Source organism: Streptomyces musisoli (assembly GCF_016741855.1).
Lineage (GTDB): Bacteria > Actinomycetota > Actinomycetes > Streptomycetales > Streptomycetaceae > Streptomyces > Streptomyces musisoli.
Genome location: NZ_JAERRH010000004.1, coordinates 57,548 through 81,772, shown reverse-complemented (window position 1 = coordinate 81,772; position 24,225 = coordinate 57,548). Strand labels below are relative to the sequence as shown.

Genomic DNA, 24,225 nt, shown 5'->3' with positions numbered 1-24,225 from the left:
GGCCGGCCGGGGGCGTGCGGGATCTCCGTCACCCCTTGTGCGCACTGGGCTTACCTCCGGTAACCTTACTCCCCGGTAAGCAATTCGGACCCGATTCGCGCGGGAGTCGCCCATGGCCGGCCCGACGGACACCGTCACCCTCACCGCGGCACCGGCGCTGACCCCGCTGCTGCTCCGGGGCGCCCTGCGCTCACCTTTCAGACGGCCGGCCCCGGACGCGGCCTTCCCCCGCACCCGGCTCCTGCTGCCCGGTCTGCGTGTGGACCTGGTGCGGCTCGCCGCCTACGAGCGGGTCTGCGGCTTCCCGACCGGCGAGCCCGACCTCCCGGTCACCTATCCGCACGTCCTCGGCTTCCCGCTGGCCATGCGGCTGATGAGCGGCCGGGACTTCCCACTGCCGCTGCCGGGGCTGGTCCACACGTCGATCGAGATCGTCCGCGGGGGCGTGCTGCCGGCCGACGCGGCGTACGACCTGTCGGTGCGCGTCGAGGGGCTGGCCGAGCACCGGCGCGGTACGGAGGCGACGGTGGTGACCGGGCTGCGGCTCGGGGGTGACGTGGTGTGGGAGTCGCGCAGCACGTACCTGGCCCGGCACGGTCCGGCCGCCACCGGGCGGTCGCCCCGCCCGCCGGTCCGGCGCACCGAGCCGCAGGGCGGCCCGCACGGCGCTCCACCCCGGCTCCCGGAGGCCGGCACGGCCGGCCCGGCCGGCACGGGTCGGGCCGGAGAGACACCGGCGGAGCAGGCCGGGAAGGTACTGGCAGGGCAGCTCGGAGAAGCACCGGCGGGGCAGTTCGGGGAGGCACCGGCGGGAGGCGGGGGCCTGCCGCCGGCCACCACGGCCGAGTGGCGGCTCGGCGGGGACGTGGGGCGGCGGTACGGTGCCGCATCCGGGGACCGCAACCCCATCCACCTGCACCCCCTCACCGCCCGGCTCTTCGGCTTCCCCCGGGCGGTCGCGCACGGCATGTGGACGGTGGCCCGCTGCCTGGCCGCCCACGGGACACCCGACGCGACCGAGGTCCGGGCGCGGTTCCGGGCGCCGGTGCTGCTGCCGGGCACGGTGGCCTACGAGGCGGACGGCACCGGGCGCTTCGCCCTGCGGGGTCCGGACGGCAGGCTCCACGTGTCCGGTGAGGTCCGGCCACCGCCCGGCGCCCGGAGGACCCCGGGCGGGTCACCGCGTCGGGGCGACTCCCGTACCGCTCGGCACAGTCGACCGGCGTGACCATGCTCGTACGCCGCCACGGATGATGGGACATGTGGCGGAGGTGCGCCCGATACCGGGAGCCGACGCCCCGCCGAAGTAGGCAGCGAACGGTTCGAGCGGGTGATGGCGGACCTGCGGGAGCACCGCGGTCGCCGACCGGGCCTCAGGACTCGTCGGCGGGCGGGGCCCACATGTGACCCCGCATCAGGTCGCCGAGACCGGACCAGGCGAAGTTCATCAGCGTGGCCGCGGCCTGCCGGGCGGTGACGCCGGGCGTGGCGTTGGCCCAGGCGGCGAGCGACTCGGCGGCACCGACCAGCGCCTCGGCCAGCCCGGCCACCTCGTGCTCGGGCAGGCCGGGATCCCGGTGCGCCTCCCGGGCCGCCACCGCGACCAGCCGGGTCACGAAGGCGACGATCTCGGTGCGCATCGCGGCGACCTCGGCCGCGAAGGGCTCACCGTGCGTACGGGCCTGGAGGTGCAGCACCGACCAGCCGTCGGGGTGCTCTGCGGTGTGCGCGAAGAACGCCCGAAGGCCGTCCCACAGTTGCCGGTCGGCGGGCAGCCCCTGCCGGACGCCCGCGCGGACGGCCGCCGTGAGCGCGGTGGCCTCGCGGCGGATGCAGGCGGTGAAGAGGTCTTCCTTGGAGTTCAGGTACAGGTAGACCAACGGCTTGGACACGCCCGCGAGTTCGGCGATCTCGTCCATCGACGCGGCCATGTACCCGCGCTGTCCGAAGATCCGTACGGCGGCGTCGAGCATCTGCTGCTCCCGTACCGCCCTCGGCATCCGTTTGGTCTTGACGGCACCCATGGGGCAAGACTAGTTGGGCGCGGCGGCCCCGCCCTGTGCCCGCGACGCGTCGTCGGCCAGGTCCTCCTGGCCGCGGTTGGCGTCGAGGTTGGCCTTCATCCGGTCGACCCTGTTCACGATCTGCACGGAGGCCCTGTCCCGCTCCTTGCGCAGCACCACCCAGCTGATCGGCGCCGAGAGGACCAGGGAGAGCAGCAGGACCCAGAGGAGGTTGGAGTCGCCGAAGCCGCGCGGGAAGATGCCCGAGTAGACGGCTCCCCAGACGATCACGAGGCAGCCCGCGAAGATACCGAGGCGCATCAGCGTGTAGCGGAGCATCTCAATCCACTCGTCCGATTCCAAAAGGGGTCATCGTCCAGTGAAGCACGACCGCGGGGCGATCTTGCACGGGGGTCAGCCGAGCGACAGCAGCATGAGGACCTCGTCGCGGTCGTCGCCGGGCGCGACCCGGATGGCGTCCGGGACGCGGCCGACCTCCTTGTAGCCGCAGGAGGCGTAGAACCGCTCCAGGCCGTGGCCGCCGCGGCAGGTCAGCCGGATCGCCTCGACGCCGTCGGTTCCGCGGGCCGCGCCCTCGGCGGCGGCGAGCAGGTCGCGGCCGTAGCCCCGGCCCTGGTGCCGGGGGTGGACCATCACCGTGTACAGCCAGATCCAGTGGGACATCAGCCGGTGGCTGTTGTGGGTGAGGAAGGCGGTCGCGGCCACCCGGCCGTCCTCGTCGTGGCCGACGAGCAGGCGGGTGCGGCCCTCGGCCATCTGTACGAAGTGCCGCACCAGCTCCGGCCGTATCTCCTCGCGGGTCACCGGGGCCACGAAGCCGACGGAGCCGCCGGCGTTGGAGACGTCGGTCCACAGCTCGAGGACGCCGTCGCGGAGGGCGGGGGTGATGGCGGGATCCAGGGTGAAGGTAAGAGGCACCGAGCCAGTGTATCTATTACGAACTTGCCTCCCGTGCGAGGACTCGTGCGGCCACCTCCAGATCGCCGACCAGGCCCCGGTACGCCTGCTCGCGGTCGTCCGCGCGGAGCACGGCCGACGGATGGACGGTGGGTACCAGCCGCTCCGGGCGGCCGTGGATCTCCTCCTCCAGCACGGTGCCGCGCACCTGGCTCACCCGGAACGACGACCCCAGCAGTGCCTTGCCGGCCGTGGCGCCGAGGATCACGATCAGTTCCGGCTCCACCAGCGCCAGCTCGGCGGCCAGCCAGGGCCCGCAGGCCGTCATCTCCCGCAGGCTGGGTGCCTTGTGGATCCGGCGCTTACCGGGTTCGGCCCGGGTGAACTTGAAGTGCTTCACCGCGTTGGTCACGTAGGACTCGGCGGGGTCGATACCGGCTTCCGCGAGCGCCCGGTCGAGGAGCTTGCCGGCCGGACCGACGAACGGCGTGCCCTGGCGGTCCTCCTGGTCGCCGGGTTGCTCGCCGACGAGCATGACGCGGGCGTGCGGGTCTCCGGTGCCGAAGACGGTCTGGGTGGCGTCGCGGTGCAGAGGGCAACCGCGACAGCCGGCCGCCGCGCGGCGCAGGGCCGAGAGGTCGGCGCCGTCGGGGACGAAGGGCTCCGCCGTGTACTGGTCCTCGGGGGCCTTGGTGGGCATGGCGGACGAGTACCCCGGGGTGAGCGCCGACGAACGAATGGGGGGTGCGTGGCCTGCCGTCGGCTGCGGGTCCGTCGTGGCTGGTCGCGCCTGCGCCAGCCCCCTGCTCTGGGGGGCTGGGCCACTCGACGTCCGCTGGACCGGTTGCGGTCGTGCGTCAGAGTCGCATGGGCTGGGGGGAGTCCCGGCGGGAGGGGTCGGGGCCCTCGTACTCGCGGATGATCTCGTAGCGCGTGTTGCGCTCCACGGGGCGGAAGCCGGCGTCGCGGATCAGTTCCAGCAGGTCCTCGCGGGTCAGCTTGTTCGGCGTGCCGTAGTTGTCCGCGTCGTGAGTGATCTTGTACTCGACGACCGAGCCGTCCATGTCGTCGGCGCCGTGCTGGAGCGCCAGCTGGGCGGTCTGCACGCCGTGCATCACCCAGAAGACCTTGACGTGCGGCACGTTGTCGAAGAGGAGGCGGGAGACCGCGAACGTCTTCAGCGCCTCCGCGCCCGTCGCCATCTGGGTCCGGGCCTGAAGCGTGTTGCGGACCTTGCCGTCCTTCATGTCCACGAAGTCGTGCTGGTAGCGCAACGGAATGAAGACCTGGAAGCCGTTCGTCTCGTCCTGGAGCTCACGCAGACGCAGAACGTGGTCGACGCGGTGCCTCGGCTCCTCGATGTGGCCGTACAGCATGGTGCACGGGGTCTTCAGACCCTTCTCGTGCGCCAGGCGGTGGATCCGGGACCAGTCCTCCCAGTGGGTGCGGTGGTCCACGATGTGCTGCCGGACCTCCCAGTCGAAGATCTCCGCGCCGCCGCCGGTGAGGGACTCCAGGCCCGCGTCGATCAGCTCGTCCAGGATCTCGGAGGCCGACAGACCGGAGATCGTCTCGAAGTGGTGGATCTCCGTCGCCGTGAACGCCTTCAGCGAGACGCCCGGCAGGGCGGCCTTCAGCTCCCGCAGGGAACGCGGGTAGTAGCGCCACGGCAGGTTCGGGTGCAGGCCGTTGACGATGTGGAGTTCCGTGAGGTTCTCCGACTCCATCGCCTTGGCGAGCTTGACGGCCTCCTCGATGCGCATCGTGTACGCGTCCTTCTCGCCCGGCTTGCGCTGGAACGAGCAGTAGGCGCAGGACGCCGTGCACACGTTCGTCATGTTGAGGTGACGGTTGACGTTGAAGTGCACGACGTCACCGTTCTTGCGGGTGCGCACCTCGTGGGCGAGTCCACCGAGCCAGGCCAGGTCGTCCGACTCGTACAGCGCGATGCCGTCCTCGCGGGTCAGCCGCTCACCGGAGCGGACCTTCTCCTCCAGCTCGCGCCTCAGCCCGACGTCCATGCCAACACCTTTCTACGACAGCCCGACCAACGGTATCCCTAGACCTCTTCCGGCAGCTCTCCGACCCGGTTCTCCCACTTCGTGGACAGCACGATGGTGGTACGGGTCCGCGAGACGCCCTTGGTCCCGCTCAGCCGCCGGATGGTCCGCTCCAGGCCGTCGACGTCCGTCGAGCGCACCTTGAGCATGTAGGAGTCGTCGCCGGCGATGAACCAGCAGTCCTCGATCTCCGGCAGGTCCCGCAGCCGCTGGGCGACGTCCTCGTGGTCGGCCGCGTCGGAGAGCGAGATGCCGATCAGCGCGGTCACGCCGAGACCGAGCGAGGCCGCGTTCACCGTCGCGCGGTAGCCGGTGATGACACCGGCCGCCTCCAGCCGGTTGATGCGGTCGGTGACGCTGGGGCCCGACAGGCCGACAAGGCGTCCCAGCTCCGCGTACGAGGCCCGGCCGTTCTCCCTCAGGGCCTGGATGAGCTGCCTGTCCACCGCGTCCATGCGATCGAAGCCTTCCGGTGAAAGTTCCTGAAGTGATGAGAGGTACTGCTACTTGCCCGCTGTGCCGCCGCCCAGTTCGCCCCGCCACCGCCGGTACAGGCCGTGCTCGACGCCCGCCGCGTCCAGCACCCGTCCGGCGACGAAGTCCACCAGGTCCTGGATGTGGGTGGCTCCCGCGTAGAAGGCCGGCGAGGCCGGCACGACCGTGGCGCCCGCGTCGTCCAGCGCGACGAGGTGCCGCAGCGTCTGGCCGTTCAAGGGGGTCTCCCGTACGGCCACGACCAGCGTCCGGCGCTCCTTGAGCGTGACGCTCGCCACGCGCTGGAGCAGATCCTTGGACAGCCCGAGCGCCACACCGGCCACGCAGGCGGTGGAGGCGGGCACGATGAGCATCCCCTTGGCCGGATACGAGCCCGAGGACGGGCCGGCCGCGAGGTCGCCCGCGTTCCAGTACCGCACCCCGCTGACGTCCACGTCGAAGGTCCCGGGCTTGCCGTCGGCGCCACGGGCCAGCCATTCCCGCAGGTCGTCCTGCCAGTGGGCGTCCCGGAACGAGATTCCCGTCTCGTCCAGCAGCGTCAGCCGCGAGGCCCGGCTGACCACCAGGTCCACCGCTTCCCCCGCCTCCAGCAACGCCCGCAGCACGGCAGCCGCGTACGGCGTACCGGAAGCTCCGGACACCCCCACGATCCAAGGCACGCGCTGCGTTTCTCCTGCGTTCACACCTTGAGCGTACCGGCGAGTTCGGCTGTCCTCAGGCCGGGTGGCGCCCGGTCCCTCAGACAGTCAGACCGCGCACGAGGAGATCGAGCAGCGCGCACACGAACAGGGCAATGCCGATGAAGCCGTTGACCGAGAAGAACGCCCTGTTGAGGCGGGACAGGTCATGGGGGCGGACGATGCGGTGCTCGTAGACGAAGGCGCCCGCGACGATCACCAGACCCAGCCAGAAGAACGCGCCGGCGTGGGTGGCCAGGGCGTACCAGACGAACAGGGCCGTGGTGACCGTGTGGCAGACGCGCGCGCCCCGGATCGCGGCCGGGATGCCGAAGCGGGCCGGGACCGACATGACGCCGATCTCGCGGTCGGTCTCGACGTCCTGGCAGGCGTAGATCAGGTCGAAGCCGCCGATCCAGATGCCGACGGCCAGGCCGAGGATCACCGCCGTCCAGGACCACTCGCCGCTGATCGCCAGCCAGCCGCCGATCGGGCCCATGGCCTGGGCGAGGCCCAGGATGGCCTGCGGGAAGTTGGTGAACCGTTTCCCGTAGGGGTAGACCACCATCGGGATCACCGCGACCGGGGCCAGGGCCAGGCAGAGCGGGTTGAGCAGGGCCGCGGAGCCGAGGAAGACCACCAGGGCGATCAGGGCGCCGGTCCAGGCGTGCTTCACGGACATCGCGCCGGTCACCAGCTCGCGGTGGGCCGTGCGCGGGTTACGGGCGTCGATCTCGCGGTCGATGATCCGGTTGACCGCCATCGCGAACGTACGCAGGCCGACCATGCAGACCGTGACCAGGAGCAGGCGGCCCCAGTGGATGTTCTCGTCCCACTCGTACATCGCCGTGAGGGAGGCGATGTACGCGAAGGGGAGCGCGAAGACCGAGTGCTCGATCATCACCAGGCGCAGGAACGCCTTGGTGCGTCCGGGCTGCGGGATGGCGGCGGACGCTGAGCTCACAGTCCGTACTCCTTCCAGCGGCGGTCCACCAGGGCCGCCGTATCCGGGTCCGACAGGACCATCTCCGGCCACCCTCCGTCGCGGGTGTAGCCCTCCTCCGGCCACTTCCGGGTGGCGTCGATGCCCGCCTTGCCGCCCCAGAACTGCTGGTAGGAGGCGTGGTCGAGGTGGTCGACGGGGCCTTCGACGACGGTGAGGTCGCGGGCGTAGTCGGTGTTGCCGAGGGCCCGCCAGGCGACCTCGTGCAGGTCGTGGACGTCGCAGTCGGAGTCGACGACCACGATCAGCTTGGTGAGGGACATCATGTGCGCCCCCCAGATCGCGTGCATCACCTTCTGCGCGTGCTTCGGGTACTTCTTGTCGATCGAGACGATCGCGCAGTTGTGGAAGCCGCCGGACTCGGGCAGGTGGTAGTCCACGATGTCCGGGACGATGATCTTCAGCAGGGGGAGGAAGAAGCGTTCCGTGGCGCGGCCGAGCGGGCCGTCCTCCGTCGGCGGGCGGCCGACGACGATCGACTGGAGCAGCGGGCGCCTCCGCATCGTCACGCAGTCGATCTTCAGGGCCGGGAAGGGCTCCTGCGGGGTGTAGAAGCCGGTGTGGTCGCCGAAGGGTCCCTCGGGCAGCATCTCGCCCGGCTCCAGCCAGCCCTCCAGGACGACCTCCGCGTTCGCGGGCACCTGGAGCGGAACGGTCTTGCAGTCGACCATCTCGATCCGCTTGCCCGCGATGAACCCGGCGAACAGGTATTCGTCGATGTCGCCGGGGAGCGGGGCGGTCGAGGCATAGGTCACGGCGGGCGGGCAGCCGAAGGCGATGGCGACCGGGAGGCGCTCGCCTCGTCGTGCCGCGACCTGGTAGTGGTTCCGGCTGTCCTTGTGGATCTGCCAGTGCATGCCGATCGTGCGCTTGTCGTGGCGCTGGAGGCGGTACAGGCCGAGGTTCCGGATGCCGGTCTCGGGGTCCTTGGTGTGGGTCAGGCCGAGGTTGAAGAAGGAGCCGCCGTCCTCGGGCCAGGTGAAGAGCGCCGGGAGCCGGTCGAGGTCGACCTCGTCACCGTGCAGGACGACCTCCTGCACCGGCGCGTTGTCGGACTTCACCTTCTTCGGCGGGACGTGGGTCATCGCGCCCAGCTTCCCGAAGGCTTCCCGCACACCGACGAAACCGTGCGGCAGCTCGGGCCGCAGCAGGCCGCCGATCTTCTCGGAGATGTCGCCGTACGACTTCAGGCCCAGCGCCTTCAGCAGGCGGCGGTCGGTGCCGTACACGTTCATGGCGAGGGGCATGTCCGAGCCGCGCACGTTCTCGAAGAGCAGTGCCGGGCCGCCGGACTTCTGCACCCGGTCGACGATCTCACCGACCTCCAGATGAGGGTCGACCTCGGCCTTGATGCGCTTGAGGTCTCCCTCGCGCTCCAGCGCCCGCAGCAGGGAGCGAAGATCGTCGTAAGCCATGGGGCCAAGTATCGCCGACGTACCGCTTTGTCCACGCGCCCACCCCCGCCCTGGCAGTGTCGGGGCGTACCGCGGTGGGCGGGGCGGGCCGGGTCGGGTCTGGATCGGGTCTGCCCGGATCGGATCGGGTCGGGTCAGGTCAGGTCGGGTCGGCTCGGGTCAGGTCGGCTTGGGTCAGGTCGGCTCGGATCGCATCGGCTCGGGTCGGGTCGGGTCAGGGCGGGGTGAGGGTACGGAGCGGGCTCGCGGGCGGCGGCCGAGGAGCCGGGGGGAGAGGCGCGGCATGATCCCGGCCGGCCCGGGAGCGCCCTCCGGCCCGCCGGTGCCCGGAGTCACGCGCCGGCCGGCCCCGGATCGTGCGGGCCGCTACCGCGGGCCGGAGTCCTGGGGGCGGTCTTCGTCGCCGGGCGGGGTCTGCGGCCTGCGCACCACGATGGGCGGCAACTGCCGGGAGCCGGGGATCTTGATGTGGACGCGTGTGGTCAGGGTCCGCGCCGTGGGCCGGGACGCGGGAGCCGACGGGGGGCGTTGCTCGGGGAACCAGCGGGCCTGCCCCCACCTGCCGAGCGGTTCGCCGTCCGCGGCCGTTCCCCCCTCGCGTGCGGAGATCACGGCGAGGAAGTCCGACTCCTGGCGCATGCCGACCGCGGCCAGGTGACGGGAGACCGCCGCGATCTCCGTCGGCGGCCGCTCGCAGACGCCCTTGAGGATCAGCACCGTGTCCGCGCTCCCCAACCGGATCGGCCACAGCAGGAACGGGAGGCTGTGGACGGCGCGCAGCAGGCCGGCGGCCCGCAGGGCGGCTGCGGCCAGCACCCGGTGTCCCTCCTCGCGCAGCGCCACGACCACCTCGTTGAGGGGGCCGGCCGGCCGTTCGGCTCCGACGCCCGCCATCACCAGGCGGGCGTCCTCCGGCGGGAGCAGGGCCAGGCAGGCGAGCAGGCTGCGGCTCGGGCGCCCCGCACCCGCCTGGTACAGCACGCGCCGGGCCGTGTCGAAGGCGCCCGCCGCCCGGAGTTTCTCGACGGCGGTCACGAGCGTGTGCGGGGCCTTGTCCCGGCCGATCAGTTCGATGAGCGCCTCGTACCGGGCGCTTCCCGGGTGCACCACGTCCGTGAGCTGATCGAGGACCGGGTCGGGGTCGTACGGCTCGTCCTCACGACCCTCCGGACCCTCGGCACGGTCACCCCGCCCGACCGCACGGCCGTCCGGACCCACGCCCCGGTCCCCTGGTCCGGCCGCACGACCCTCCGGACCCACGCCCCGGTCCCCTGGCCCCGCGGCACGTTCCCGTGGGGCGTCCCCGCGATCCCCTGCACCGTCTCCGCGATCCCCCGAACCGTCCCCGCGATCCCCCGAACCGTCCCCGCGATCCCCCACACCGTCCCCGCGGTCGCCCGAACCGTCCCCGCGATCCCCCACACCGTCCCCGCGATCCCCCGGACCGTCCGGGCGGTCGGCCTCCTCCGTCCGGCCCCCCGGTTTGTCCGGGGAGTTGTCCGCCGGCTTCCGCGGTCCGGCCTGCGGTGCGGTGGCCGGCCGGTTGTCCGTCGTGTCCGGCACGGCCCCGGCGCTGCTCCCGGAGTTGTCCGGGCCGGACAACTCGTCGGACTGCTCCTGGATCTCCTCCGCCAGCCGGTCCAGGCGCTCGGCACCGTTGTCCAGGATGCGCGAGGCCTTCTCCAGCGCCGTCTCCACGTCGTCCGCCTCGACCGTCTGCGGCTCCCCTGCCGGTACCGGCAGGCCCTCCTCGCCGGCGGTGTCCGGACCGGCCCCCGGACCGTGGTGGACGCTGCGCAGGCGGGCGAGTTCGTCGGCGAGCTGCCGCACCTGCTCGGCCTGCTGCTCCGCGAGCCGGTCCGCCTTCTCCCGCTCGGCGCGGGCCCGCGCGAGTTCGCTCTCGGCCTGCGTGCGCTGCGTCTCGCTGCGCTGAAGCCGCTCCTGGAGGCGCTCGACGTCGTCCGACCCCGCCGACCGGGCGTGCGCGCGGTCCCGTTGCGCGGTCAGCGTGCGGATGTCGCGCTGGAGCTTGTCGACGAGGGTCAGCAGGATCAGCACCATGTGGTTCGCGTCGTTGCGCGCCTTCTCCAGTTCGGCGGCCCGCTGCAACGCCCGGAAGAGCTGGTCCGACAGTGCCAGCGACTGCCGTTGCACGCCGACGAGTTCCGCCGCCAGGGCGGCTTCGTCGGCGGCCGCGTCGGGAGCCGTGGCACCGCCGCCGCGCCGTTTTCCGCCGTGCGGCCGCGCACCGGACCGCTTCGCCCGCTCGGCCGCCTCGAAGAGCGGTCGCGCCGCGGCCGTCCACCGCTCGCGCTCGGCCGTGTCCCGGGAGCAGACGTCGGCCACCGCCTCCACGAAGTCCCATCCGAGGTTCACCCCGGCCAGCCGGTCAGCGACCGTCGTACGGGACGGAACGGTCTCGCTCTCGAAGTGATCGGGGGTCAACTCCCCCATCAGATCGTCGAGTCGGAGACCGGCCGCGTCCAGCCACCCGCGCAGCTCCACCGCGAGCCGGTCGGCCTCCTCCGAGGGTCCGCGCAGCCGTGCCCACGGACGGGTCCGGCGCCCCCTGCCCGCCCCGACGCCCCGTTCTTCGTCGTCTTTTCGCCCACTCACGCGCTGACGGCCCCGTACTTGTCCGGACTTGTACACGGGACTGCCTGGACTAGTGGAGACGAGACCGGCCGCTCAGCACGCTGGGTGTGTCGCTCGACGGGCCGTCCGCAGCCGCCCGCGGCTCACAGGACGCCCGTCTCACCGATCTCGAGGAGTCCCTCATGACGGATCAACTCAACCACGTACTGTCGCTCGTCGCACACGGCCTGCTCACAGAGCTGCCCGCCCAGCTGACGACGGCGGCCCTGATGGCCGCCGCGGCCGCGGCGTGGCGGTACGCCAAGCGACGGTCCGCCTCCAAGGAGCGCGCCGAGCCGGCCGTGCCCGGCGGCGGCGCCGACCGGTCCCCCGGGCCCCGCGGGATAGGAAGCCACGGCTCCGCGGAGGACGGGCACGGACCCGGTGGCCCCGGGGAGCGCTGACGCGTGGTCCTGTACTGCCGTGGGGGTCACGCGTTGCCCCGGTGCCCCCCGCGGGGAACAGTGAACGCATGGATCAGGAACAGGCCCGTGCCTGGCTCGCCACCGCCGTCGCCGAGGCGCGCACCGGGCTCGCCGAGGGCGGCATCCCGATCGGCGCGGCCCTCTACGGCCCCGACGGCACACTGCTCGGCCGCGGCCACAACCGCCGTGTCCAGGACGACGACCCCTCGATGCACGCGGAGACGGCCGCCTTCCGGGCGGCGGGACGGCAGCGGACGTATCGCGGCACGACCATGGTGACCACGCTTTCGCCCTGCTGGTACTGCAGCGGCCTGGTCCGCCAGTTCGGCATCTCCCGGGTGGTGATCGGCGAGGCCGTCACCTTCCGCGGCGGCCACGACTGGCTCGCCGGGCACGGCGTGGAGATCGTGCTGCTGGAGGATCCCGGGTGCGTGGAGTTGATGCGCGCCTTCATCGAGAACGACCCTGCTCTGTGGAACGAGGACATCGGTGAGTGACTCCCCCATCCCCACCGTCGACCTGCGCCCCTGGCTCTCGGGCGATGCAAAGATGCGCGCCGCTCTCGCCGTCACCGTCGACCGGGCCCTTAGGTCCGCCGGGTTCCTGCTGGTCACCGGGCACGGGGTGGAGCCCGGGCTGCGGGCCGGGATCCGGTCGGCCGCCCGCGCGTTCTTCCTGCTGCCCGCCGAGGTCAAGCAGCGGTACGCGGCGAGGGTCGGCGGACGCGGCTGGCTCGGCCCCGGCGCCGAGGCCAACGGGTACGCGGAGGGCACCGAGACCCCGCCGGACCTGAAGGAGTCGCTCACCTTCGCGACCGACGAGCCGTTCGAGGACCCGGTGGTCAACGCCGAGTGGTACGCGCCCAACGTCTGGCCCGCGGAGGTCCCGGAGCTGCGCGGGCTGTGCGAGGAGTACCTGCGCCGGATGGCCGCGCTGGAGAAGGAGCTGCTGTCCCTGCTGGGCTGCGCCCTCGGGCTGGGAACCGACTTCTTCTCCCGGCACATGGACCATCCGACGTACGGCTTCAACATCAACTGGTATCCGGGGACGGAGGTCGTCGGGGAGCCGCGGCCGGGCCAGTACCGGATCGGGCCGCACACCGACTTCGGGACCGTCACCATCCTGGACCGGCAGGCCGGCAAGGGCGGCCTCCAGGTGTACACCGACGAGAGCGGCTGGGCGGACGCCCCGTACGATCCGGCCGCGTTCACCGTCAACATCGGTGACCTGCTGGCCCGCTGGACCGGGGACCGGTGGCGGTCGGGGCGGCACCGGGTGCTGCCGCCGCCCGTGGACGCGCCCGCCGAGGAGCTGATGTCCCTCGTCTACTTCGGCGAGTGCACCCCGGGCACGCTGGTGGAGTCCGTGCCGGCGCCCGTGGGGCGGGTGGCGTACCCGCCCGTCGACTCGCACGTGTACCTGCGCGAGAAGCTCGACTCGATCGCCGTCGACCGGCTCCCCGGCCCGGTCACCGACGGTTAATCACTTCCGCGTTCGGCCCGCCACCCGTTCCGTTGAAATGAACCGGACGGGCATGTCCCGGCCGCGTCCCACGGCATTGCCTTGAAGGGGGGCCCGTATCCAGGGCCCCCTTCTGCGATGGGAGACGCGTGCGAATCACTGACATCCAGCGCTGCGAGGTCCGGCCGGGACGGCTCGTCGAGTGGACGCTGAGCCCCGCGACCGTCGCGGCCGCGGCGGCGCTCCCGGACGACTCCCGGCGGCCCGCCTACATCCAGGGCCGCGTCCGTCAGCGGCTCGCACAGCATCCGCTGCCGGGGCAGCGGGCCGCCCGGGGCCAGCCCCAGGCCGACCGGGAACCCCGGCAGTGTGCCGCCGCAGCGGCCAGGAGGCCCTGCGGGCGGTACGGGCCGAGCTGCAGGCGAACCGGTCGCTGGCCCGGATGCCGCTGCCCCGGGTGCTGGACCTGCTCGGCGCGGACTTCCGGCCGACCTCCCCGGACCTGTACTCGATCGTGTCCTACGTGGACACCCGCGCCACGGCCGGCGCCGAGCGGTGGGCGGAGCTGAAGGCGTACGGGCTGCTCCGGGTGTCGTACGGGGACCAGGTGTGCGTGTGGGTGAACCGGCTGCCCGAGGGGCTGTGGCTGGCGAGCCGGCATCCGGACACGGACGTCGCGGCGAAGAACATGCGGCTGTACGTCGAGCGGCTGCGGGACCGGATCGCCTCGGTGGCCCACGGGAGCCTCCCCGCGGTTTCGTGACACAACGGTCACCACGGGCCCTGGTCCGAAGCAACTCTCCCTTTCTACACTGCTGTTGAGGGGGAGATGCGGTGCACAGACGGTTGCACGGGCGGGGAGCACTGTTAGACGTCGATCCGGCCGGGCTCGCGCCGCGGCTCGTGGGCCTGCGCCCGCACCAGCACCGCGCACATCCGTACGAGCATCCGGACGAACCTCCGTTCGTGGTGCTCGCGGGGGCGCGCGGGCTCGGTAAGAGTGCGGTCCTCGCCGAGCTGCGGGAGGCCTACCGGGGGCATACGCCGGTCGCGCTGGTCGACTGCGCGGAGGACCAGTTCCGGGCTCCGCCCGCGGACCGGCCCGCCGCCTCCTGGTCGCCGCTCGGCCAGGCGCTGCTGGTGATCGCCGAACAGCTGGCCGCGCCGGTCACGGGCGCCGGGCGGATCACCTTCCCGCGGCTGATGTCGGGCCTGGTCGCGGTGGCCGCCGGCGGCTGGGGCGACGCCGACTCGGAGCGGATCCGCCGGGAGGTCGAGCGGATCCTGCTGCTGAACGAGGGCGGCTCGTGGGTCAGGGGGGTGGCCGGGCGCTGGGCCGGGAAGGTGGCGGCCAAGGTGGTCGCCGCCGCCACGGGCACCGGGCCGCTGGTGTCGGGCGCCATCGAGGCGACCCTGGAGTCGGTCGCCGAGGGGTTCACCAGCCGCCGGCACCAGAAGGCGTCGGTGTGGTACCGGACCTATCCGAACGCGGGCGGCAACGCCCAGCGCGGACTGATCCTGCTGTCCCAGCACTTCCGGGACGGCGGCAGCTCCCGCGAGCACGCCGAGCGGTATCTGGTGCGGGCGCTGCTGGCCGACCTGACGGAGGCCTACGCGGGGATGCTGCCGCGGATGCAGCGGCTGGGCCGGCCGCTGGTGCTGCTGGACAACGCGCAGTCGGCGCCCGGCCCGGGGCTGGTGGCGGCCGTGCTGCGGGACCGCACGGAGGGCATCGCGGACCGGGTGGCGTTCGTCGCGGCCCGGCGCGGGGAGGGTCACGAGGAGCTGCCGGGCGCGGTGCGGCGGGAGCTGCCGGAGGTGGCCCGGCGCTGCGACTGGGCGCCGGACACGGCCCCCTCCTCGCGGGCGCTGGTGCTCGCGCTGCCGCCGCTGAGCCCGGACGACACCCTGCACATCGTCGGCGCGGTCTGCGCGGACACCGCCGTCCCGCCGCAACTGTCCCATGCCACGCACCGGTTGACCGGGGGGAACCCGCTGGGCATCGTGCTGCTCGCCGAGTCGGCCGCACAGGCCGTGCCCGGGGTGTCGGCACTGGGTGAACTCCTCACGGCGGGGTTGCGGACCGCGGAGGACGGGCCCACCGTGCCCGCCTACGAGGCGCTGCTGGAGCGGCTGGCGCCGGCCGAGTACCTGGACGAGCTGACCGTGCTGGCCGCCGCCCACGACCACGGCTCGGCCTGCGCGCTGGCGGCGGCGCTGCTGCCGGACACCTTCGGCCCGGCGAGCGTCCGGGCGCTTCAGACGCTGCTCGCCGAGGAGGGGCTGCCCGACGTGCCGGGCCGGTTCGTCGGCGACCCGTTCGTGCGCACCCTGTTGCTGCTCCGGCTGCATCTGCGGGACGCCGACCACGCGTCCTGGCGCACCGCGCACGAGACGCTGATCGCCCACTACCCAGGGGCCGAGCACGCCCGGTACCGGCTGCACCACGAACTCGCGCTCGGGGAGACGGGGGCGGCCGTCGGCCACCTCCGCGACACCTTCCCCACCGCGGACCCCCGGGCCTGGCTGCGCACCCTGCGCTTCATCGCGTCGGCGCCCTACTTCCACGCGCACGACGCCGAGGGCCGCGACTTCACCGGCCGCGCCGACCGGCGGGTCGCGGTCGCGCTCGGCGGCACGGACGCCGGACAGGCCGTACCGGAGGGCGTGGACGCCGTACTGCACCTGCGGATACGGCGGCTGCTGCACGCGGTGTGGCTGCTGGCGGACCCCCTGGTGCTGCCCGACCCGCAGGTGTGCGACCGGCTCCGGTTCGAGCTGGAGCAGCTGTCCAACCTGCGGCCGGCGGGCAACGCACTGCTGTGGCGGGCCTCCCGGGACTGGCCGGCGGCGGCGCTGGCCGGGCGCCCGATGGACGCCCCCGGCTCCGCGGACGACGCGGACGGCCCGGACGGCCCGGACGACCCGGACGACCGGAGCGGGGAGGCGTGATGGCGCGCAGGGGTGTGGGCACGTGGATACGCGAGGGCGTGTGGGAGATCCCGCTGCGCCGCTACACCGCCCTGCTGGTGGCGGCGGCCCTGGTGGCCGGCCTGGTGCTCGGGGTCCGGGTGCTGCTCCACGAGGACCGGTCCTGCGGGCCCGGGGTGGCCCGGCCCGAGGGCAGCGACGAGTGCGTGGGCGTGGCGACCGGCCCGTACGACTTCGGGCAGCCCCAGCTGCGGGACGTGGTCCGGGCGATCGACCGGGAGAACGGCCGGCTGGCGCCCGGGAGCTATGTGACGGTGGCGGTGATGCTGCCGTACACCTCCACGTCGCCGACCAGTCTGAACGACATCCGCCACCAGCTCCAGGGCGCCTATCTGGCCCAGTACCGGGCCAACCACGACTCCAACGGGGAGCGCCCGCAGATCCGGCTGCTGCTCGCCAACCCGGGGGCGACCGGCGCGCACTGGCGGCGGACGGTCGGGCAGCTGGCCGCGATGACGGCGAGCACGGACCGGCTGCGGGCGGTCGCGGGCATCGGGCAGAGCACCTATGCCAACAAGCAGGCCGTCCGGGAACTGACCCGGCAGGGCATCCCGGTGATCGGCTCCTCCATCACCGCCGACGACCTCGCCAACGGGCAGCAGGGCAAGGATCCGTTCCCGGGGCTCGCCCGGGTGGCGCCGACCAACACCGACGAGGCGCGCGCGCTGGCCTCCTTCGCCAAGGTGGGCGCGGGCAAGGCGCTGCTGGTGTACGACAAGCCCGGTGACCCGTACACGCGGACCCTCCAGCAGTCGTTCGCGGCGCTGATCAAGGGCTCGCCGTACGAGCCGCAGCCGTTCACGCCGCCCGACGACCGCAGCGAGGAGGGCACGACCGCGAACACGTTCCGGCAGATCACGCACCTGGTGTGCGACACCTCCAAGGAGACGGACACGATCCTGTTCGCGGGCCGGCACACCCAGCTGCGCCAGTTCATCAACGCCCTGGGCGGACGCGGCTGCCAGGACCGTAAGTTCACGCTGCTGACCGGTGACGAGGCCTCGTACCTGACCCACGAGAAGGACCTGGACCGCAGCGCGCTGCGGCACAACCTCTCCGTCCGCTACACCTCGCTCGCCCATCCGGACGCCTGGACGAAGGATCCGAGGCCGACGGGCGGTTCGGCGGCGGACTTCGCGACGCTGCGGCAGCTGCTGACCGACGCGGCCCGGGAGCCGGTGGGGCCGATCGGCTCGACCGCCCTGGACGACGGGCAGCTGATCATCGGCTACGACACCGTGCAGCTCGCGGTGCACGGCATCCGCGAGGCGGTGCCGGCCGACCGGACCGTTCCGGCGCTCACGGACGTCGGCCTGCAGTGGCCGCAGGTCAAGGGCTCGCTGCGGGTGAACGGGGCGAGCGGCTGGATCTGTCTGGACGTGCACGGCAACCCGTACGACAAGGCGGTGCCGATCGTGGAGCTGACCCCCGAGGGCGGCTCCCGGTTCGTGCGGATCGCCTGGCCGGAGGGGAAGCCGCCGGGGAAGGAGTGCCTGCCACCGTCCCAGGCGAACCGCCCCTAGTGACCTGAGTCGGAGATTTTCGGGTAGTTCTCGCGAGCTGCCCGGCGTGCCAGCGGCCGGAGGCCAGCAGGCCGGGCCGGGCAGCCGCACAGCATCCGGCTGGTGGCCGCCGATCTGACGAGGAATCTCTGACTCAGGTCACTAGGTGAACTGTCCGGGAAGGGGCTCGACGGGCTCGGACGACGCTCCGGGCCCGGCGGGCGGCGCGGACGGCGCGGACGGCGCGGGCTCGGTGGGCGGCGCGGGCGGCGCGGGCTCGGTGGGCGGCGCGGGCTCGGGTTTCGGGAGGCCCTCCGGGGACTCCGTGATTTCGATCAAGCGTTCGAAGCGGGTCCGCCAGCGCTGCTCCACCTCCTCCTCGCCCTGGAACTCGTGCGTGAAGCGGAGCGCAGTGCCGCCCTCGCTGTCCCGCTCCAGGTGGAAACGGATCCGGCCGCCGCCTTCCACCGTGTACTCCGCGACCCGGTCCACATCCCACGCGGTGACCTCCCCGCCGCCCAGGCCGTGCAGGGTGACCGCACCGCCGAGCCGGGGTTCGAGCACCTCGGCGGCGGTGAACCAGGCCGCCAGCCCCTCCGGCGTGGACACCGCCGGCCAGAGGTCCTCCATGCGCCGCGGGATCCGCACCACGAAGTGCAGGATGTGCGTGTTCCCGTGGGTCTGACTGGTGCCCTGTGCGATGGAACCCCTCATGTCACCAGCCTGCCCCCGGGGCCGGGGATGCGCACGCGGTTGCCGGCGCTCCCCCGGCCCGTCGGCCCCGGCCCGTCGGCCCGGTCCACGCCGCTCCCGGCCGGCACGGCGAAGGCCGGTTCCCCATGACTCGCGGTCACGGGAAACCGGCCTTCGCCGTACGGGGATCAGAACCCGGCGGTCCGGAGCACGCCCAGGCCGACATCGGCGTACGAGTGCTTGCCGCTCACGAAGATGTTGACGCCGTAGTAGTTGAACAGCCAGCAGGCGAACGCGATCATCGCCAGGTAGGCGGCCTTGCGGCCCTTCCAGCCGGCCGTGGCCCGCGCGTGCAGGTAGCAGGCGTAGGCGATCCAGGTGATGAAGGACCAGGTCTCCTTCGGGTCCCAGTTCCAGTACCGGCCCCAGGCGTCGCCCGCCCAGATCGCGCCCGCGATGATCGTGAACGTCCACAGCGGGAAGACGGCCGCGTTCACCCGGTAGGCGAACTTGTCCAGGGAGGCGGAGGCGGGCAGCCGCTCCAGCACCGAGGACGCGAACCGGCCGGGCTTGCCGCCGGTCTGGAGCTTGTTCTCGTAAGAGTCCTTGAACAGGTACAGGACCGTGGCGACCGCGCCGACGTAGAACACCGCGCCGCAGAAGATCGCGGTGGAGACGTGGATGTACAGCCAGTACGAGTGCAGGGCCGGCACCAGCTGGTCGCTGGCCGTGTAGAGGACGGTGACCGCGAGCCCCAGGTCGAGCAGGACCGTCGTGATCAGGAACAGCCCGAGCCAGCGCACGTTCTTCCGCAGGACCAGCAGCCCCAGGTACACGCCGACGGCGACCGTGGAGAAGGTGATGTTGAACTCGTACATGTTGCCCCACGGCGCCCGCTGCACGGAGGCCGCGCGGGTGACGACACCGCCCAGCTCCACCAGGAACGCGAGCACGGTGAGAGAGACGGCGATCCGCCCGTAGAGGTCGCCCTGCTCGTCACCGCCGTGCGCGCCGGGGCCGTCCGGCACGTCCCGGGCACCGGACGCCGAGCGGACGACGACCTTGGGCCGCTCCAGCACGGTGGTGCCCCCCGCCTGCTTCACCGTGACGGCGGGCGCGCTCGCCGTCCGCGCGGCGTCGGCGGTGAGCGCGGCGGCCGTACGGGCGACCTTGCTGCGGCTGCCGAACAGCCACTCGGCGATGTAGGCGAAGAAGGCCAGGGTGTAGACGGCCATCGACGAGTAGATCAGCGTGTTGCTGAGGCTCGCGAGATGTTCGTTGGTGGCGGCGGCGAGAGTCACTTCTCAGCCCCTTCGGCAGGTACGACTTGAGGGTCGGGGGTTTCTGCGGGGTCGGCGTCGGAGGCGGCACCGGAGTCGGGGGCGCCCGGCGCCCGGTCGTAGAGGTGTCCGGCGAGGACGCCCAGTTCCTCGGGCACCTTCGCGGATTCGCTGCGGCCGAGCCCGGCCATCTCGACGACCGTGACGCCGTCGGCACCACGCACCGCGCGCACCCACACACGGCGGCGCTGGATGAACAGGGACCCGGCGAGCCCGAAGATCGCGGTGACCGCACCGCCGAGCGCCCAGCCGCTGCCCCGCTCCTGGACGATCTCGAAGCCGGCCCATTCCTTGATGTTCTTCTCGAAGGTCACGGTCCCGGCGCCGTCCGGCAGCTTCATGGTCTCGCCGGGCTGGAGGTTCACCCTCAGCTGCGCGCCCTTGGCGTCCTTGAAGTCCTTCATGTGGGTCTTGTCGAGCTGGTACACGCTCTGCGGAAGACCCGAGTCGACGCCGAGGTCGCCGTGGTAGGGCTCCAGGTTCAGCATCGGGTTCAGCAGCGCGGGGAAAGCCGAGGCGATCTCCATGCCGGGCCCGCCGTAGGTCGGCAGGAAGAAGGCCTTGATGCCGAGCTGGTCCTTCGCGCCCTTGGCGTCGCGGTAGCCGTCCATGACCTTGACGACGCCCTGCGAGGTGACGTTGCCGTCGAGCGGCAGCAGCGGCACGGCGTCGCGGTACACGACCTTGCCCTTGCCGTCCCGGACGGTGATGACGGGCGCGTAGCCGTGACTGACGAGGTAGACCTTGGCGTCGTCGATCTTCAGCGGCTCGTTGACCTTGACGGTGGTCGCCTTCTCCTTGCCGTAGGCGCCCTCGCTGTACTTGATCTTCGCCTCGTAGGTGCGCGGGGTGCCCTTGTTCGGGCCGCTGACCTCGTAGGTGCCCCGGAAGTCCGTCAGGTCGAAGCTGAACGGGACCAGGTCGTCGGTCTGGAACAGGCTGCCGGACTTGAAGTCGTCGTACATCGGCAGCGCGTTCGAGAAGCCGTCGCCCTCCACCATCAGCTTGGTGCCGTCCGACTTGTACAGCTGGCCGGAGGCGAAGGCGACCAGCAGCACGATCAGGGCGACGTGGAAGGCCAGGTTGCCCAGCTCGCGCAGATAGCCCTTCTCGGCGGCGACGGCGTCACCGGCGGCATGGGCCCGGAAGCGGCGCTTCTTCAGCAGCGCGAGCGCGGCCTCGCGGACCTGCTCCGGGTCGGCCTCCGTACGCCAGGTCGTGTACGCGGGCAGCCGGGTCAGCCGCTTGGGCGCGGCCGGCGGACGGCCGCGCAGCTGGCCGACGAACTGCCAGGTGCGCGGCACGATGCAGCCGATGAGGGAGACGAACAGCAGGATGTAGATCGCCGAGAACCACACCGAGCTGTACACGTGGAACAGGCCGAGCTTGTCGTAGACCGGCGCCAGCGTCGTGTGGGCGGCGCGGAAGTCCTCGACCTTGCCCGCGTCCGCGCCGGTCTGCGGGATCAGCGAGCCGGGGATCGCGCCGAGCGAGAGCAGCAGGAGCAGCAGCAGGGCGACCCGCATGGAGGTCAGCTGCCGCCAGAACCAGCGTGTCCAGCCGATGACACCGAGGCCCGGCAGGTTCGCCGGTTCCTCCCGCGGGGCGGTGGACAGCTGGGAACCGGCCGCTCCCAGGTCCTCCTGCTCCCGGCTGTTGTCGGTGTCGGTCTTGCTCATCGGTCAGATCCCCACATTGAAGCCGTCGGACCAGGTCTGCATCTGCTGGATCAGGCCGCTCCAGGCGCCGGTCAGCAGCAGCACACCGGTCACGATCATCATCGAGCCGCCGATGCGCATCACCCACACATAGTGACGCTTGACCCAGGCGAAGGCACCGAGGGCCTTGCGGAAGGCGATCGCGGTGATGACGAAGGGCACACCGAGACCGAGGCAGTAGACGACCATCAACAGCGAACCGCGCGCGGCGCTGGACTCCTGGAAGGAGAGGAAGTTCACCGAGGAGAGCGTCGGGCCCATGCAGGGCGTCCAGCCGACGCCGAAGAGGGCGCCGAGGACGGGCGCGCCCAGCAGGCCGCCCGTCGGCCGCTTGTGGAAGCGGAACTCGCGCATGGTGAACCAGGGCATCAGCCCCATGAAGAACACGCCCATGGCGATCATGAGCAGGCCGAGTACCCGGGACAGGGTCTCCTGGTACTCGAGCAGGTTGGAGCCGAAGTAGCCGAACAGCGCGCCGGTGGAGACGAACACGGCGCTGAAGCCGAGCACGAACAGGGAGGCGCCGGCGATCATCCGCCCGCGTTTGGCCTCGGCCAGGTCGGTGCCCGCGACGCCCGTCACATAGGAGAGGTAGCCGGGGACCAGCGGCAGCACGCAGGGCGAGAAGAAGGAGACGAGCCCGGCGAGCAGCGAGATCGGCAGGGCGACCAGCAGGGCTCCGTGCAGGACGGTCTGGTTGCGTCCCGGCCCCGTCTCCGCGGCCAGCGTCAGCAGTGCGCTCACGTCACTTCTCCGCGAGGACCGGCTTGATCATGTCTTGCAGGCCCTTGTCGTCGAGCGCCTCCAGGGCCCGCGAGGCGACCTTGCCGTGCCGGTCGATGACGAGTGTCGAGGGGACGAGCTGCGGGTTGAGCGTGCCCTTCTTGAAGCGGAGCATCAGCTTGCCCGTGGGATCGTACAGGCTCGGGTACTCGACGCCGTGCTCCTTCTCGAAGGCGACCGCGGGGGTGGTGCTGGAGTCCCGGGTGTTGATGCCGACGAACTGGACGCCCTTGCCCTCGTACCGCTTGGAGACCTCGGCGAAGTACCGGGCCTCGCCCCGGCACGGTCCGCACCAAGAGCCCCAGACGTTGATGACGACGACCTTGCCCTTGTAGTCGGCGACGTCGAGGGACTTGCCGTCGATGGTCTTGCCGGACAGGTCCGGGGCCGCGGCGCGCTTGCCGGCCGGGACGGTGTCGATGCCGTTGTCGCCGGTGACGAAGTGGGTGTCGCCACCGCCGCCGGAGATGCCGCCCTTGCCGCACCCGGACAGGGTCAGGGCCGCGGTGGCGGCCACAGCGGTGAGCAGGACGGCGCGGCTACGGGTACTCATGTGAAAAGTTTCGCATGCCTGTTCCGGGGATTTCGCCCACCCCCCTGCCGGGCGGAAAACCGCATTTCAGGGCGTATTTACTTGGGACATTTCCGGCATCCGTCCCGGCGCCGGCCGGCTCAGGCCGCGTCCGAGGAAGCCGATTTCGTGTCCCGCAGGAACTGCTTCCAGTCCCCGGCCGGCCGCTGTCCGACGCCGAGCGTGCGCAGCTTGGCCAGCACCTCGGGCTTCTGGACGTCCATCCAGTCCACGAACTGCCGGAAGGAGACCAGCCGTACGTCGGCGCCCTTCTCCTTCTCGCGCGCGATGTGCTTGAAGGCCTCCTCGACGGCGTCCATGTAGATGCCGCCGTTCCACTGCTCGAAGTGGTTGCCGATGAAGAACGGTGCCCGGTTTGTCTCGTATGCCCGCTGGAATCCCTGGATGTACGCCTGCGCGGACTGCTTGCGCCAGCCCGGGTAGTTGTACGAGGGCGCCTTGGTCGAGTTGACCGACTGGTTGGCGAGCATGTTGTAGTCCATGGACAGGACCTCGAAGGAACGTCCGGGGAAAGGTATCTGCTGGAGGGGCAGGTCCCATATCCCCATGCGCTTCTCCGGCCAGACCTGACGGCCGCCCGGCGAGGAGGCGTCGTAGCGCCAGCCCAGCTCGCGGGCCTTGGGCAGCAGGTTGTTCTGGCCGAGCAGACACGGCGTACGGCCGCCGACCAGCTCCTTGTCGTAGTCGAACGGCAGCGACGGCAGATCGGTCCAGCCGGAGTTGGTCCGCCACTCCTTCACGAACGCCTTGGCCTGCTGGATCTCGCTGCCCCACTGCTGCGGGGTCCAGTTGCCGACCGTGCCGGTGCCCGCGCAGAAGTGCCCGTTGAAGTGGGTGCCGATCTCGTGCCCCTCCAGCCAGGCCCGGCGCACGTTCTTCAGCGTGGCCTTGATGTGCGGGTCACTGAGGTAGCCGATGTCGGAGGCGCCGCGCGGGTTGTTCGGGGGCGCGTAGAGCCGCTTCTTCGACTCGGGCAGCAGATACAGCCCCGAGAGGAAGAAGGTCATGCTCGCGCCGTGCTCCTTGGCCAGGTCCAGGAAGCGCGGGAAGAGGCCGTTGCCGACCTCGCCGGCGCCGTCCCAGGAGAAGATCACGAACTGCGGCGGGGTCTGTCCCGGCTCCAGCCGCTCGGGCTTGGCCGGCTGGTGCGGCTGCCTGCCGGTGAAGGAGGTGGAGCCGTCGCCGATGGGCCGCGCCGGGTGCGCACCGCTCCCGCCGTCACGCCCGGACCTGCCGCCGCCGGAACCGTTCCCGTGCCCCTTGCCGTCCGAGGACGTGAGGCTTCCGCAGCCGGCGAGCGAGGCGGCGGCCGCGCCCGCGCCGAGGCCGAGTACTCCCCTCCGGGAGAGGGTCCGCGAGTAGGTGCGCATGGAAATCCCCGATCGTCGCTTCCTGCTGGTCACCCAGACAGAGGGCGGGACGATCGGGGAGGTTCCGTGGATTTGTGTGCTTTTCGTAATGAACGCCGCGAAGGCGCGCCAAGCCACCGTAAACGGACTGCCCGTAACGGCCGGT

General features: G+C 71.9%; 21 protein-coding genes and 3 pseudogenes. 7 read left to right on the top strand and 17 right to left on the bottom strand.

Features of this window, described 5'->3' with window-relative positions:
* Positions 1–112: 112 nt before the first annotated feature.
* Entirely contained in the window at positions 113–1,228 is a 1,116-nt protein-coding gene (locus JK361_RS41210) for a MaoC/PaaZ C-terminal domain-containing protein (RefSeq protein ID WP_236052906.1), read from the top strand.
* 145 nt (positions 1,229–1,373) lie between these two features.
* Here JK361_RS41210 and JK361_RS12930 read toward each other — a convergent pair whose 3' ends face one another.
* The 11 genes and pseudogenes from JK361_RS12930 to JK361_RS12885 form a co-directional block, all read right to left on the bottom strand.
* On the bottom strand, positions 1,374–2,024 hold the full coding sequence (locus JK361_RS12930) for a TetR/AcrR family transcriptional regulator (RefSeq protein ID WP_201816422.1): 651 nt from the start codon (positions 2,022–2,024) through the stop codon (positions 1,374–1,376).
* 9 nt (positions 2,025–2,033) lie between these two features.
* A complete protein-coding gene (locus JK361_RS12925) occupies positions 2,034–2,342 on the bottom strand; it encodes a DUF4229 domain-containing protein (protein ID WP_201816419.1) in 309 nt (102 codons plus the stop codon).
* Positions 2,343–2,417: 75 nt separating this feature from the next.
* Positions 2,418–2,942 (bottom strand): GNAT family N-acetyltransferase, encoded by a 525-nt coding sequence (locus JK361_RS12920; RefSeq protein WP_201816417.1) that lies wholly within the window; start codon positions 2,940–2,942, stop codon positions 2,418–2,420.
* A gap of 16 nt (positions 2,943–2,958) precedes the next feature.
* The gene (locus JK361_RS12915) at positions 2,959–3,621 is read right to left on the bottom strand and encodes a UdgX family uracil-DNA binding protein (RefSeq protein WP_201816414.1); all 663 of its coding nucleotides are present in this window, start codon (positions 3,619–3,621) and stop codon (positions 2,959–2,961) included.
* 157 nt (positions 3,622–3,778) lie between these two features.
* Complete coding sequence (gene mqnE, locus JK361_RS12910) at positions 3,779–4,942, bottom strand: aminofutalosine synthase MqnE (RefSeq protein WP_201816402.1); 1,164 nt, start codon at positions 4,940–4,942, stop codon at positions 3,779–3,781.
* Between the two features lie 38 nt (positions 4,943–4,980).
* A complete protein-coding gene (locus JK361_RS12905; RefSeq protein WP_061928809.1) occupies positions 4,981–5,436 on the bottom strand; it encodes an Lrp/AsnC family transcriptional regulator in 456 nt (151 codons plus the stop codon).
* 48 nt (positions 5,437–5,484) lie between these two features.
* Positions 5,485–6,135: a UbiX family flavin prenyltransferase gene (locus tag JK361_RS12900; protein WP_201817581.1), complete on the bottom strand. Its 651-nt coding sequence runs from the start codon at positions 6,133–6,135 to the stop codon at positions 5,485–5,487.
* Between the two features lie 79 nt (positions 6,136–6,214).
* Positions 6,215–7,117, bottom strand: coding sequence for a menaquinone biosynthesis prenyltransferase MqnP (gene mqnP, locus JK361_RS12895; protein WP_201816392.1), 903 nt, complete (start codon positions 7,115–7,117; stop codon positions 6,215–6,217).
* Positions 7,114–8,571 carry a menaquinone biosynthesis decarboxylase gene (locus JK361_RS12890; protein ID WP_201816389.1) on the bottom strand — a complete coding sequence of 486 codons (1,458 nt, stop codon included), beginning with the start codon at positions 8,569–8,571 and terminating at the stop codon, positions 7,114–7,116. Before JK361_RS12890 ends, mqnP begins: the two co-directional genes overlap by 4 nt.
* Before the next feature lie 139 nt (positions 8,572–8,710).
* A pseudogene (locus JK361_RS42620) lies at positions 8,711–8,776 on the bottom strand (pentapeptide repeat-containing protein); the annotation flags it as partial.
* 161 nt (positions 8,777–8,937) lie between these two features.
* A complete protein-coding gene (locus JK361_RS12885; RefSeq protein ID WP_201816378.1) occupies positions 8,938–11,187 on the bottom strand; it encodes a hypothetical protein in 2,250 nt (749 codons plus the stop codon).
* A 161-nt stretch (positions 11,188–11,348) separates the two neighbouring features.
* On the opposite strand from JK361_RS12885, the gene JK361_RS12880 reads away from it, so the two are divergent.
* From JK361_RS12880 to JK361_RS12855, 6 genes and pseudogenes are all read left to right on the top strand, one after another.
* On the top strand, positions 11,349–11,609 hold the full coding sequence (locus JK361_RS12880) for a hypothetical protein (protein ID WP_201816377.1): 261 nt from the start codon (positions 11,349–11,351) through the stop codon (positions 11,607–11,609).
* A gap of 68 nt (positions 11,610–11,677) precedes the next feature.
* A complete protein-coding gene (locus JK361_RS12875; RefSeq protein WP_201816375.1) occupies positions 11,678–12,127 on the top strand; it encodes a nucleoside deaminase in 450 nt (149 codons plus the stop codon).
* Positions 12,120–13,112, top strand: a complete 993-nt coding sequence (locus JK361_RS12870) for an isopenicillin N synthase family dioxygenase (protein ID WP_201816372.1) — start codon at positions 12,120–12,122, stop codon at positions 13,110–13,112. Before JK361_RS12875 ends, JK361_RS12870 begins: the two co-directional genes overlap by 8 nt.
* Before the next feature lie 370 nt (positions 13,113–13,482).
* Positions 13,483–13,854, top strand: a pseudogene (locus JK361_RS12865) (condensation domain-containing protein); the annotation flags it as partial.
* A gap of 71 nt (positions 13,855–13,925) precedes the next feature.
* Entirely contained in the window at positions 13,926–16,043 is a 2,118-nt protein-coding gene (locus tag JK361_RS12860) for a hypothetical protein (RefSeq protein WP_201816369.1), read from the top strand.
* Positions 16,043–17,605, top strand: a complete 1,563-nt coding sequence (locus JK361_RS12855) for an ABC transporter substrate-binding protein (RefSeq protein WP_201816366.1) — start codon at positions 16,043–16,045, stop codon at positions 17,603–17,605. The genes JK361_RS12860 and JK361_RS12855 overlap by 1 nt, the downstream gene beginning before the upstream one ends.
* Positions 17,606–17,914: 309 nt before the next feature.
* Here the strand turns inward: JK361_RS12855 and JK361_RS12850 are convergent.
* From JK361_RS12850 to JK361_RS12825, 6 genes and pseudogenes are all read right to left on the bottom strand, one after another.
* Positions 17,915–18,298: pseudogene (locus tag JK361_RS12850) on the bottom strand (SRPBCC domain-containing protein); the annotation flags it as partial.
* Positions 18,299–18,465: 167 nt separating this feature from the next.
* Positions 18,466–19,578 (bottom strand): c-type cytochrome biogenesis protein CcsB, encoded by a 1,113-nt coding sequence (ccsB, locus tag JK361_RS12845; RefSeq protein WP_201816364.1) that lies wholly within the window; start codon positions 19,576–19,578, stop codon positions 18,466–18,468.
* A complete protein-coding gene (resB, locus tag JK361_RS12840) occupies positions 19,575–21,296 on the bottom strand; it encodes a cytochrome c biogenesis protein ResB (RefSeq protein WP_201816361.1) in 1,722 nt (573 codons plus the stop codon). Before resB ends, ccsB begins: the two co-directional genes overlap by 4 nt.
* 3 nt (positions 21,297–21,299) lie before the next feature.
* Positions 21,300–22,079 carry a cytochrome c biogenesis CcdA family protein gene (locus JK361_RS12835; RefSeq protein ID WP_201816359.1) on the bottom strand — a complete coding sequence of 260 codons (780 nt, stop codon included), beginning with the start codon at positions 22,077–22,079 and terminating at the stop codon, positions 21,300–21,302.
* A gap of 1 nt (position 22,080) precedes the next feature.
* Positions 22,081–22,671 carry a TlpA family protein disulfide reductase gene (locus JK361_RS12830; protein WP_201816357.1) on the bottom strand — a complete coding sequence of 197 codons (591 nt, stop codon included), beginning with the start codon at positions 22,669–22,671 and terminating at the stop codon, positions 22,081–22,083.
* Positions 22,672–22,790: 119 nt separating this feature from the next.
* The gene (locus JK361_RS12825; RefSeq protein WP_201816354.1) at positions 22,791–24,080 is read right to left on the bottom strand and encodes a polysaccharide deacetylase family protein; all 1,290 of its coding nucleotides are present in this window, start codon (positions 24,078–24,080) and stop codon (positions 22,791–22,793) included.
* Positions 24,081–24,225: the final 145 nt, after the last annotated feature.